Source organism: Bacteroidales bacterium, from assembly GCA_016707785.1.
In the GTDB taxonomy this organism is placed as follows: Bacteria; Bacteroidota; Bacteroidia; order Bacteroidales; family UBA4417; genus UBA4417.
Window position 1 is genome coordinate 1 of the sequence record JADJGZ010000053.1, and the last position, 12,759, is coordinate 12,759.

Consider the following 12,759-nt stretch of genomic DNA (forward strand, 5'->3'; position numbering starts at 1 on the left):
ATTCATCATAATGAATAAAACGAGTTTTGAAAAAGGGAAGACTTAGCAATTCATTTTCACCAGACGAATAGCCCAAAACATAATTTGGCAGGAGTAATTGGATTTTTGCCATGGCTCAGTTTTATTGGAATATTCGCTACGATTTACCCATTCAAAGACGGTGTTTTTCTATTTCTTCTGAAATTCTAATATGGGCTTTAATTTGATTGATTGGAATCTGTGGAAATCACTTATTGGTTTATCCATTAAACCAATTGCAATTGGCATAAAGTACTCTAATTCGAAAGCATCTACAACACAAACATAGTTATCAAATACATAATTTTTATCCGCTAGTTTTCCTGCCTTTAAATCTTCTTCTTTTGAGGTTTTTTTGGAAAAATCGTCAGGTAAATTGTCTGCGTACATACAATCCAAATGATAGAATATATTCGCCAACGCTTCCAAGATATTTGATTTTCCGCTTCCGTTTCTACCTGCCAAAATATTGGGGTTGAAATCTTGAGCTAAATGATAGTCAAAATCTCTAAGGAAATAGATTTCAAAACCACTTTGCAATGACCTGAAACCTTCGGGTGTATTTACTTTAAACCTTAAAAGCTTCATCTGTTAATTTTAGTTTTATGGTTTTAGTTTCTTCATCAAATACTTGTTCAATTATCGGTTGCTTGGCTCCAATAAATCGGAATATGATAGTTTTCCAATTGTCATACGTAAACTCAAAACCAGTTCCTCTCAAAATATATTTTCTAGCATATTGCTCAACTTCCTGTATTGTAAATATCCATTTGCAAATCGGTCTTTAATATGAACTGATAGAAGTAATCTTTGTCCATTTTGGAAAATTCAAAACCTTCGGTTGCTTCATCATCAGGCAATCGCAAATATTGTCGAATGCTCATATTACGAATATCCGTCTCTCTATTTGAAGGTACTTCCCCTTTAGGCAAAGTGTGTTCAAATGAGTCGATTAATTCCTCAAATTGTTCTTCTGTTAAATCTTCTTTCACTGATTCTGGGTCTTTTTTTTTGAATCTACCAGATCTGAAATATCCACTTTGTCTAAATCAAGTTCGCCATTAAATGCTCTTTGCCTAATACTTCCATAAAGGTTTTCGAGTTCTTTAAGGCTATTTAGGAATTTAAGCTTTAGAGATTCAATTTTCGTTACAATTCCTTCAAATTTGGCTTGAATATTAGGTTCGGGTAGAATAATATCAATGTTGCCAACTATGTTTAAATTTAAATTTTCCTGATTTCCACCTCTTGCCAAGCTTCTTAAATAATTGTAGCACTGTTTAAGTAGAATAAACAAAAAAACTTGATTAATATTCTCTGATGGAGGGATTGCAGCACATGCTTGATTTGTTGCCGCCTCAATTTTTAAGAAACCAACATTTCCTCTGGTCTTACCTTGACCATACATAGCGAGTAAAATAGTGCTAATAGGATAGACTTTACAATTTGAATTTCAATAGCTAGATTGGTAACAGTTTCTTCTGTTGAATAAATATAACTGCCATTAACTTCTGTAGTTTTAGCCCAGTTAATTTCACCGCCATAGTACTCTGATTCTCTTTTCCTGCTTGGAGTACCGCCAGTACCAACTTTTGTAATTTGACTAAGCTTTTGCGTTTCCCATCCTTTTCATTTTTTACTGGGTCTCCAAACATATCTAAAAAAAGTTGACCTCAAAAGTTCATCCAACAAATCAATACTTTCTTTTCGTTTTGGATTAATGCTTCGCATTGGGATAGAACTTTTGCACTCGTTTTGGTCGTCTAAAGTTGGAGGAAGTGGAATTTGTAAAGCAGAAAGACTTTGCTTATTCAACGTTTGCCCCATTGCCGCTTGATTACCACCAACTAATGGAATAGACTTTAGAACATAATACAAAACTCCTAAGCAGTTCTGATTCATCTTTGATTGGCAAAGCTGCTATTGCTTCGTTAGTATAAAGGTCTTTTCGCGAATGCTAATTTCCCAATACTGAGTTTGAAGCTCATCAACAAAGTTCCCTTTTTTACGATTTTGCAATTGGACTCAGCTAAAGCAATATCAGTGATTTCTTCTTTGGTTTTGGAAATGTACTTTCTTTTAAATCAGAAATGCTAACCTAAGAATGACCCTTACCCAATATTCACTTTTACTACGACTTGGTGTATTGCCTAAATTAATACTACAAAGTTCCGATAAAGGTTTATATGACCATTTATTATCCTTCATCTTAAAAATAGCTTTCTATTGATTTTATCTCTTTTACCAAATCTTCTTCTAATGAGTTCAATTTCTCAATGATTACTTTCGGCTCTTCATATTTTAACTCTTCAAAAACATCTACCTTATGTTTCGAAAAACTCAAATCATAATTAGCTTCAACAATTTCTAATTTTGGCACAAAGAAATATCTACCTTTTCTGTCGTTCTCGGCTTGACTATCTCTGATTTGAAATGCTTTACAATATCTTGCAAATCACCATAATCGTCTTTCCCATCAGGCAGTTTAAGTTTGTTTCGTTTATCATCGAGAGTATAACCATCTGATTCCATATCATAAAACCAAACGTTCTCAGTAGTGCCCCCTTTGGTAAATATTAATAATGCAGTACTTACACCAGCATAAGGTTTAAAAACTCCACTAGGTGCCGTAATAACTGCTTTCAATTCGGATTTTTCAATCAATATTTTCCTGGCATCTACAAAAGCACCACCAGTGCCAAATAATACACCTTGAGGAACTACAATGCCAGCTGTACCTCCCATTTCGAGCATATTGTAAATACGTTCAATGAAGAGTAATTCGGTTTTGGTAGTTTTTAAAGCCAACTCTTCATTAATATCACCTTTGTCAATATTGCCAGTAAATGGAGGATTTGCTAAAACAATTTTATATTGGGCATTTTCAGTATAGCTTTTACTTAAAGTATATTTGTAGTCAATTTGTGGACTTTTAATGCCGTGCATCATTAAGTTCATCAAACCTAAACGAACCATGGTTTGATCAATATCATATCCTCTATCTCTGTCGAGTTGAGTAATCATATATTGATATGCTCCAAGAAGAAACCCCCCTGTTCCACAAGCGGGGTCTGCAATGTTATGCCCTAGCTGTGGGTCAATTAATTCGACCAATAGTTTTATAATATGACGAGGTGTTCTAAACTGTCCATTTTTGCCAGCAGAAGCAATCTCACTAAGAAGCATTTCATAAACATCACCTTGGATATCTTGAAAATATTGTCCTCCTACATTTTTATCTTTTTCCATTTCTTCATAAATACCATCTATGGAACCAATAGCTTCCGTTAATAAAGATGGTTTAGGAATAATAAAAACGGCATTTGTCATGTGTTTTGTAAAAGAGGATTCTTCTTTATCCAATTCCTTAATAAAAGGGAAAACATATTGTTGTACATAAGTCAGCATTTTGTCAGTTGGAGCAATCTGCTTAAACTGGCTCCAACGAAGGCTTTGTTTGTCAACCCCTCTTGTTTTCTCTATTTCTGCAATTTCCTCTTTAGTTGCATCTGCTCTAGGTCTGTCTTGTGGTAATAGATAAATACCTTCAAATCTAGACGTAAAAGGGTCTCCTGCAAATTCACAATTAGATTGATCTTCTAAATCATTTTCATCTATTTTCTTCATAAAAAGCAAATAGGTAATTTGTTCAATGGCAGTTAGTGGGTTAGATATTCCTCCACTCCAGAATTTTTGCCAAAGGTCATTTATCTTTGATGCTATTGCCGGATTGCTGTTTAATAAGCTCATTTTATGCTACGAATTTTTCTGTTAATACTAGTATTTCATGAATCTCGGATGGAGAGAAAATTCCACGTATTCCCTTTGGATGAATAATTGTAAACGGAGCTTGAATCAGATCTCGTTTCTCAATGTTTCCTCTCTCAATAATGTAATCTTTTAATAGGTTTAGAAATTCAATTTGTCTGGTTGTTAAATGGGTATGTTCACCAATAAATTGTTGCACCGACTTACTCACCTGGTAATCGAGACTTTCCAATATTTCAATGCCCAGAATATGTTTGATGAACTGAAGAAACTTTGCTTTTGATGTTTATAGACCTTTCTTAATAGCGACTCGGTGATATGTGGCTCTTCATCCTGAAGTTCTTCTGCCAGTTGTTGAGTTTCTTCCTCTGATATTGATTCTCCTGATTTAATTTTTCTAAAATCGGATTACGTGCTGTCATTTCTGCAATTTTTGATTCAACCATTTCACGATACTTTGTGATACTTACTGCTTCGTTTTTAGGCCCAAATTCGACAATCTCTTTGGTCTTTAACACGTCTTTCAAATTCAATTTAGTAGGTCCATCAGGTTGAAATAGAAGTTCTCTAAATTTAACAAGAGGAGAAATAGTTTCGGTTAGTTCATCAAATCCATCATCAGTTATTTGTGACCAAAAATGATTGGTATTAACATACTTAATGTATGAAGTATGTTTTGCCACTATGTTTATCGACAATGGCAATTCGCTAACGATTGTAATGATGTTTTCCTTCAATGTATTAAACTTTTCAGTTTCCTCTAATAAGTGAACAAGGGATATCTCCAAAACATCTTTTTGAAAGCGCATAGCTTTGAAATCAGTTTGAGATACTGTTCTGAAAAGTGGTTTGATGGTTTGTTTTAAAAATTCAATTTTTTCAAAATTCAAATGATTCCAAAAAACATCACCTTCTACTTTTGACAAATCAGGTTTAGCCTCTTGAATAACTACTGATTTCTGGGGTAATTCAGCAATTTGAATGCGTAACTTTTCAATTTCCTTTTGAGCAATTGCACCTTTGTCTTTTTCAAGAGCTTTCTCTATTTTCTCAATTCTAAATCCTACAAAGCGAACTGGAAGAGGTGTTTGTCCTTTTAGTTCTTTTCCTTTGGGGGTAAGTTTGAAATATTCAAAATTATCCCAGCAATCCATAATAAGGAAAGTGTCTTTTATGGGACACCAAGATTTCATTTTGGTAGGTTCTAACAATCTGGTTCCGCGACCAATCATCTGCCAAAATTTGGTATAAGAAAATACAGGTTTTATAAAGACCAGATTGACCAACTCTCGCACATCAATTCCAGTGTCCAACATATCCACGCTTAAAGCAATTCTTGGCATGTCTTTATGTGTGAATGACAAGAGACCACCTTGCCATATACTAGGATCATTTGAAACCAATCTTTTGGCTAATTCTCCTGCATATTCAGGATAAAGTGCATCAAATATTTCTTCAATTCTTTTGGCATGTGCCTTGGTAGAACAGAAAAATGGTTTTTCCTGGAAGCACGCCATTTTGGATCTTTAATGCATTCTTCCATGAATTCCTTAACAATGGTAACGTTAGTTCCTTTGTTCGTTACTGTCTTTTTCAAGGTCAGTACCTTCAAAATTGATTTCTGCAACTTCCTTCCCCTCCAAAATCATTTGTTTCTGATCTTCAAGACTAATAGTCCGCTTACTAATTCCTTCCTGTTGAAATTTGGTTTGGATTTTCATAACTTGAAAATCGCAAAGGTATGGAGGACTATTATTTACAGCTTCTTCATACGAATATGCAAAAGTTGGTAAGCCATCTTCGCATTCGAAGAGCTTAAATGTATTATGGTCAATAATATCTGTTGGTGTAGCTGTCAGCCCGAGAGTAATTATCTTAAAATAATCAAGTACTTCTCCATAAGTATTGTATATGGATCGATGACTTTCATCCACTACAATTAAATCAAAGAAATGTGGTGAGATTGAATTTTCTTCATCTCTGATAATATTCAACATCGTAGATAGGTGGAAACGTAATTCGTCTATTATCTTTAGCAATTGAATTCTCACCAATTTTGCCAACTTGGCTCATGAGGGAGAAACTCTTTAAATGCTTCCAATGCCTGATTTCGTAAAGCAATCCGATCAACTAAAAATAGAATACGCTTTGTCCAACCCGCACCATCAAAGTATCAACTAAAGCAATGCAAGTTCTTGTTTTTCCTGTTCCAGTAGCCATTACCAAAAGAAACTTACTTCTTTTCTTTTCAATTCCTTCTAGAACAGCCCGAATAGCATGAATCTGATAATCACGACCAGCTATTATTGTATTAATTATTTCCTTTGCAAGCGGTTTTCGGTTTTCTAATGTATTCATAACGTTCTAAATCATCACGAGTAGGGAAACCCAATAACCTTTTAGGAGGATGGTTTCATATCCCAGAAGAAAATTTCGTGTCCATTAGTGTAAAAGCAAAAAGGCAATCCTTTGTTAATGGAATCAGAAATGTGGTGGCAATATTGTTTGGCTTGTTCCCTTCCTAATTCTGCATCGACGATTGTTTTTTTTGCCTCGACCACAGCAAGTGGTTTACCATCTCTGCCAAGTAAAACATAATCACTGAATTGATGGCCAGCGTAAGGTGTTGGAGCTTCTTCTGCAAGACCTTTATCTACTATAATATCAAATTCTTCAATAACCTGAGTTCGGTCTGATACATTCCATCCGGCTTGTTTCAGCCGGGTGTCAATGATTTCTTTCCGTGTTTGTTGTTCGTTTTTCAAAGCCGATATAACTAATAGTTCAAATGTAATTATATTTTGAAAGTGTTGATGAAGTAGACTTTAGTAGAATCGTTATTTACATTTATTATACATACCTCGTACAAACTATTTTTTTATACTATTAATACTAAGTCATTATTTATCATACAATTAACTCCCATCAACTTCAGCAGCAGGCAAATCATTAAAATGCTCAAAAAGCTCCAGACCACTTTGTTCGAACTTTTTTAGTTCTTTTGAGTAGGATTGAATAAGGGAAAAGGATTCATTCATTGGGTTGATATTATTATCTTTATATAACTTGCTTATTTGAATGAGGGATCGTTTCTATTTTAAAAATATGCTTTCTAATTAGAGATAGATTTTATTACAAAGAGTTAATTATCCGATATTAATTAGTACTTCCCAGAAACCGCCACTAGAGGGACCCATATGTCGAATAGCTTTTTTATTTTTTAATTTCTCAAAATGCTCTTGAACTGTTGAAACTTGTACACCCCATAATTCAGCAATTTCTGCAAAACTTCTGCTATTATCCTTGATAAGAAGGACAACTAATTCCCGTTGCCGTCTGGTTAAAGGTACTTTTACACTGGTTTTTGTACTGCTTTTTACACCGGTTTTTGCACTGGTTTTTACACTGGTTTTTACACTGGTTTTTGCACTGGTTTTCCTAACGGTTTTCACACCTTCTGTTACACCACCTGTTGCACCATCTGTTGCACCACCTGTTAAATCACTTGTTACACCACCTTCATTTAAAGGATTAACAACTTCGGGTAAGAGCCAAAAAGTGACAACGGTATAATCAATCTCCTGATGAAAGACAGGTGACTGGTCTTTATAAATTTTCCAACCACGAATCATCTTTGTGAAGCCGGTACCGGCATTTTCGGCAAGACGAACCGAACGGAAAAGCTTGGCAAGAATGGGATTACGGGGTAAAGAGATATCTTCTCGTATGAAGGTTTCGATGGATTTAGGGGAGCACCCGGATTTAGAAATTCAATACGATTGTCGAAAACCCTGATGCGTGGCTTCATAGGGCTGAAATAATCAGCGTGCATCAGGAAATTTACTAATGCTTCGCGTAAAGCAGATAATTGAGGTACATCCTCTGATGCAAAACCTTCGATTGTAAGGTTTATCGGAATGTCGATGTATTTCCGCAGGCGATCAAGGATAGTAAAGTAGTATTCCCAGAGGTTTTCCTGCTCTGGTAACCGGAAGGAAAAAGGAGACGGTCCATCGGTATAACTATTGCCGGGAATTTCCAGGTAATCGACACGAAAATCAGGAAAATGATCCTGGATGGCATCGTTCTTACCTAGCAAGAGAAGGCCACTGTATGAAAGCTCACCATTTGACAGTTACAATACGAAGCTTTTCCAGAAACTCTGCTCTGGTTAACTTGTTGTAAGAGCTACCCGAATTATAACGTGACATATAATCACGAAAACGGTCCAGAGAATTACTATCCAGGCTTGACTCCGTTTTGCCAGGAATAGTTTTGGAAGTTTGCGTCCCAAATGCCTGGTCGCGAAACATAGCATCTATTTCAGCCTGGGTCGCACGATGATCACCACTGGCAGTGCGAACAAATGTATTTTTATCGAGTTGAAATAAACCGGCTTTGTGCAGAGACAGGAATGTAAAATGCAAGAACAGTATCCTTGTCAAAATTGAATTTGAGGCATTTAGGAATGATAAGGGTGTTGAATTTGTCCGTCGTCCGTAAAGTACTTGTGAAATCCTGCTCAATTTTTTCGGGATTATCCACACCAACGAAGAAGAATGACTTCCCAGATTTTTTTACGCCAAAAATAAGCCACCCCCCGGCAGTATTACTGAAAGCACTAACAGTTTCCCAAGCATTCCTGGGGATATCGGATTTGGCTTCTTTTACTTCGAAGTCTTCCCATTCGATATCTGCAAGTTTTGCTATGAGTTGCCCGCGATTCATTTCATAATGTTATACTCTGTCAAATGTATAAAAACTAATTCGGAAACAGAAGTGGAAATGACACTCGTATTTATTGGGTCATTACAGTTTTCAAACTGTTATGCCAGGTTTTCTTCATAGTCAAGAATATACAAATTCCTTTTTCCAATAAATTAATAGCAGAAACCTCACCCCCCATACACCGCCCCAAAACACTCACAAGCGCGGTAATCGCTTCCTTCTTTGTCCTGGCCAAAGGCGTTCCAGGCGGAGGGACGGAAAATTTGCTTTTCATCGACATTGTGCATGCTAACGGGGATGCGTAACATGGAGGCAAGGGTGATAAGGTCGGCACCTATGTGGCCATAGGAGATGGCACCATGGTTGGCACCCCAGTTCGACATCACGGAATACACATCGGTAAAGGCGCCTTTACCATTTAAGGCCGGGACAAACCAGGTGGTGGGCCAGGTGGGATTGGTGCGTTCGTCGAGTACCTGGTGGATTTCGGAATCAATTTCCACCGTCCAGCCTTCTGCAATTTGCAGCACCGGGCCAAGGCCTTTCACCAGGTTTACCCTCGACATGGTCACGGGCATTTCACCGGCAGTGCGGAATTGGGATGAATATCCCCCACCCCTGAAATATTCCCTGATGGCTTGTGGCCAGCGGGTATGGCTGAGGCATTCTTCCATCTCCTTTTCGGTGATTTCCCAGTAGGGTTTCATGGCCGGGTTTCCATTCCTGTCCTTCTGACGGGCAGTGGCATCAAGGGTTGTGGAGCCTGAATTGATGAGATGGATGATCCCGTTCGTGGCTTTTCCTGTGAGTTTCTTACCCGTAACGCGTTCAACAGCCTCCGGGCTCCAGTAGGTGCGGACATCAGAAAACACCTGGGCGGTATTGGTGAGCAGGTGTCCGAACAGCATGGCCACCCCGTTTAGACTGTCATTTTCGGTAGCCAGCACAAAAGCCTGCCGGATGCCATTCCAGTCGAAGGAGGAATTCAGAATCGCCTCGGGGAAATCGGCATTGGGCATATAATCGGTCCATTGGCGCTGTCCCTGGAAACCGGCCAGGATGGCATTATGTCCCCTGGATTCTTCCCCGAATCCCAGTTCCTTAAGTTTGGGATTGCCAATCATCAGGTCGCGGATGATAAGGGTCATTTTCACAACCGTTTCCCATTCATACTCCTTACGCTTTGCGTCGGCCTGGTTCTGCAGTTTATTGTAATCCTTGCCTTCCAGGCAGTACTTTTTCGTCCAGGCCAGGGCTTTATTAAACTCATCCGCATCATAGATCTTTTCATCGATGCGGCGCAGTATCTCCACCTGGTCCACAAACTCGGTCCTGATGCCCAGGTAATCGTGGAAGAAACCCTGGTTCACCACGGAGCCGGCAATTCCCATGGAAGTATAACCTATGGAAAGATAGGATTTCCCGTTCATCTGGGCCAGGGCAAGACCTGCCTTCACAAAACGAATGATTTTCTCCTTTACATCTTCGGGGATGGTATTATCATCTGCATCCTGCACATCATGCCCATAGATACCGAATGCCGGCAATCCCAGCTGTGAATATCCTGCTAAGGCTGCAGCCAGGTAAACCGCCCCGGGCCTTTCGGTTCCGTTAAAACCCCATACGGCTTTGGGAGTCATGGGATCGGTATCCATTACCTCGGTACCATAGCACCAGCAGGGGGTCACAGTAAGCGAAACGGAAACCCCTTCGCGTTTGAACTTATCGGCACACATGGCAGCTTCGGCAACACCACCAATCGTTGTATCGGCAATTACACATTCAACATGTTCCCCATTCCCGAAAAAGACCTGCTCTTCGATAAGCTTTGCAGCCATTTTTGCCATGTTCATACATTGCTCTTCGAGGGATTCGCGCACTCCACGTTCACGACCATCGATAACCGGCCTGATACCAACTTTTGGAAGTCGTCCTATTAATCTGCTTTTGTTTGAAGTTGAATTGTTGTCTGCCATTTTTGATAAAGTTTTGTATAGAGTGCAACTTCCGACGAGGGAAAAGTTGTCACCTGGTTATAAGGTATGTTTTGTTTCCCGCTTTCGGGATCCGGATAGACTCCTGCTGCTGTGAAGGCAAAGAAGGAGGCTCCCAGCACTGTGGTTTCCTTTTGATCAATGGTGACGACCGGGATACCCAGCACATCGGCCCTGAGCTGGTTCCAGAAGCTGTTTTTCGAACCGCCCCCGACACAGATCACTTGCTGGGCTTTGAAATTCCCGGCTTGTTCAAGGGCAGTCAGAGCCATTTTTAGCTGATAGCTCAGGGCTTCGAAGGCGGCCCTTGTGATTTCAGCCCTGCTGGTATTGAGGGTTAATCCCCCGATATTTCCTTTTATCAGCGCATTTTGGATACTATTAAAATCGGGGTTGATAAACACTCCGTTTGAACCCGGCGCTATGCCTGCGGCCTCATTCATCATGGTTTCGTAGCAGGTTTCCGGGCTACATTCAGCATAAAACCTGTGTTTGATCCACTCAATGATCCCGGAGCCTATCCAGTTCAGGCCAATGTCATAGATGCCATCCACTGCATCCAGCTCGGTGGTAATGCCTTTTTCAAACTGATGTTGAGAAGTGGAATACTTATCACTCCGCACCATGAGTATTTCCCAGGTGCCCGAACTCAGTACCGGCTGATCAATGCCAGCCCCTGATCCAAAAATGGCAAACTGGGTGTCATGTCCGCCCAGGCATACCAGTGTTCCTTCCGGGATACCCGTTAGTACCGAGGCTTCCGCATGAACCTGTCCTACCCTTTGTCCCGGTTTCCCATAGTCGCCAAACAGCCTTTCATCCACCCCTATTCTATTCAAAATCTCTGGGGACAGTCGCCGGGATTTGATATCTGTGAGCATTGAAGTGCCCAGCATTGTAAGATCATTCAGCTTTTCACCACATAACAGGTAATTAAGCAGGGAAGGCATGAACAGGAAGTGCGCGGCCTTATCCAGGATTTCGGGATGTGCTTCCTTTAACCAGATCAGCTTATTGATGGTATTAAAGCTATAAGGGTAAGTACCGCTAATGTTATATAATTCTGCCGGAGAAATATATTTATCCATATTCTTCAGAACAGGGATCGTCCGTTCGCATTGCCAGGAGATGACCGGGTAAAGAAGGTTTCCTTTTTCACCGAGCCATGTGCCGTCGACTCCAAAAGTGGTGGTTGTGACAGCTACGATTGAAGCCGGGTTTATGAGGGCCATCACTTCCCTGGAAGCAGTGCAGAGTTTTCCCCATATTTCATCGAGGTCCCAGATTCTGCCACCTTTAAAAAAGGGATCTTCCCGGCTTGAATTAGGGAGTGAGTGTGATGCCTTTATTTCACCGAAGGAATTCATAGCCACAACCCTCACATTGGTAGCTCCACAGTCGAAGATAATGGCCAGTTTTTCCATGCAATGATCAGGTAAACTTTTCAAGGTCTTTTAATTCGCTCATGGTGAGCCCTTTGGGGTCAAAGCCTGCCGACCATGCCAGCAGCAGCATTTTCGCCCCTTTGTTGGCAACATCCAGGAAGTCGAAAGCTTTTTCGATGCTTTCCCCGGTTGCCAAAGCACCATGTTTTTCCCAGAGGATTACATTCCTGTTTTTCAGTCCTTCAATCGTGACATTGGCCAGTTCTTCCGAGCTTGGCAATCGGTAAGGTGCACAGGAAACCCCTTTGGGGAATGAAAACCCTTACTTCGGGGCACATTTTCCAGAGGGAGTGGTTGAATTTCTCTTCATCCTGGAACAGTTCATGATGGCTCAGGACAATGAGTTCAATGGGATGGGTATGCAGCACTGCTTTATGGGAAGGTTTAAATTCCCTGTTAAAAGCATGAATTTTCACATGCGAAATCAGCTCGCTGGTAGGTTTAAAATCCGGGACTTTCGCCACCCCAGGTGATGTGGTAGCCGCTTGCTTCAGCATTGATCCGCATTATACAGGCTGCCTGTTCAGGGTTTTTGATTAATGTCCGGAGATAGCAACCGGTGCCTGTAATAAAAAGTGTAAGGTTAGAAGCATTTTGAGGAAGGGGGCAGGGAACAAAAAGACTGTTCTGCGGAATAGCGCTATTTTGAAAAAATTCTGACAGATCCACGGAGATATTTCCCGCATTTCTTTCGGCCCATTCCCTGTTCCAGAGGTATTCAGCAATGGATGAAACTTCAGAAATCTTCGACTTTACCTGATCATCAAGGGTTTTCACTTTTTCCATGGCACAGAAAATTGAATGAT

8 protein-coding genes and 3 pseudogenes are annotated in these 12,759 nt (G+C 39.9%); all 11 read right to left on the minus strand.

All coding sequences use genetic code 11. The features are described 5' to 3' along the window. Window positions 1–168: 168 nt before the first annotated feature. The 11 genes and pseudogenes from IPH84_17960 to rhaD all read right to left on the minus strand — a co-directional run bounded on the left by IPH84_17960 (window position 169) and on the right by rhaD (window position 12,739). Window positions 169–606, minus strand: a complete 438-nt coding sequence (locus IPH84_17960; protein ID MBK7175056.1) for an AAA family ATPase — start codon at window positions 604–606, stop codon at window positions 169–171. A 155-nt stretch (window positions 607–761) separates the two neighbouring features. After that, entirely contained in the window at window positions 762–1,010 is a 249-nt protein-coding gene (locus IPH84_17965; GenBank protein ID MBK7175057.1) for a hypothetical protein, read from the minus strand. After that, the gene (locus tag IPH84_17970; GenBank protein ID MBK7175058.1) at window positions 1,007–1,426 is read right to left on the minus strand and encodes a restriction endonuclease subunit S; all 420 of its coding nucleotides are present in this window, start codon (window positions 1,424–1,426) and stop codon (window positions 1,007–1,009) included. Before IPH84_17970 ends, IPH84_17965 begins: the two co-directional genes overlap by 4 nt. Window positions 1,427–2,227: 801 nt before the next feature. After that, window positions 2,228–3,768: pseudogene (locus IPH84_17975) on the minus strand (N-6 DNA methylase). Between the two features lies 1 nt (window position 3,769). Further along, a pseudogene (locus IPH84_17980) lies at window positions 3,770–6,551 on the minus strand (DEAD/DEAH box helicase family protein). 381 nt (window positions 6,552–6,932) lie between these two features. Next, complete coding sequence (locus tag IPH84_17985; GenBank protein ID MBK7175059.1) at window positions 6,933–7,556, minus strand: hypothetical protein; 624 nt, start codon at window positions 7,554–7,556, stop codon at window positions 6,933–6,935. A 351-nt stretch (window positions 7,557–7,907) separates the two neighbouring features. Then, entirely contained in the window at window positions 7,908–8,213 is a 306-nt protein-coding gene (locus tag IPH84_17990) for a hypothetical protein (GenBank protein MBK7175060.1), read from the minus strand. Next, window positions 8,161–8,514 (minus strand): ATP-binding protein, encoded by a 354-nt coding sequence (locus IPH84_17995; protein ID MBK7175061.1) that lies wholly within the window; start codon window positions 8,512–8,514, stop codon window positions 8,161–8,163. The genes IPH84_17990 and IPH84_17995 overlap by 53 nt, the downstream gene beginning before the upstream one ends. Window positions 8,515–8,681: 167 nt before the next feature. Then, on the minus strand, window positions 8,682–10,451 hold the full coding sequence (locus tag IPH84_18000) for an L-fucose isomerase (GenBank protein ID MBK7175062.1): 1,770 nt from the start codon (window positions 10,449–10,451) through the stop codon (window positions 8,682–8,684). Beyond that, the gene (fucK, locus tag IPH84_18005; GenBank protein ID MBK7175063.1) at window positions 10,451–11,932 is read right to left on the minus strand and encodes an L-fuculokinase; all 1,482 of its coding nucleotides are present in this window, start codon (window positions 11,930–11,932) and stop codon (window positions 10,451–10,453) included. Before fucK ends, IPH84_18000 begins: the two co-directional genes overlap by 1 nt. 7 nt (window positions 11,933–11,939) lie before the next feature. After that, window positions 11,940–12,739 (minus strand): annotated as a pseudogene (gene rhaD / locus IPH84_18010) (rhamnulose-1-phosphate aldolase). Between the last annotated feature and the right edge of the window lie 20 nt (window positions 12,740–12,759).

What these genes read in the sequence shown, in the direction of transcription:
- IPH84_17960 (MBK7175056.1), bottom strand. Translation starts at nt 606, where the DNA reads ATGAAGCTTTTAAGGTTTAAAGTAAATACACCCGAAGGTTTCAGGTCA.
- IPH84_17970 (MBK7175058.1), bottom strand. Translation starts at nt 1,426, where the DNA reads ATGTATGGTCAAGGTAAGACCAGAGGAAATGTTGGTTTCTTAAAAATT.
- IPH84_17995 (MBK7175061.1), bottom strand. Translation starts at nt 8,514, where the DNA reads ATGAATCGCGGGCAACTCATAGCAAAACTTGCAGATATCGAATGGGAA.
- fucK (MBK7175063.1), bottom strand. Translation starts at nt 11,932, where the DNA reads ATGGAAAAACTGGCCATTATCTTCGACTGTGGAGCTACCAATGTGAGG.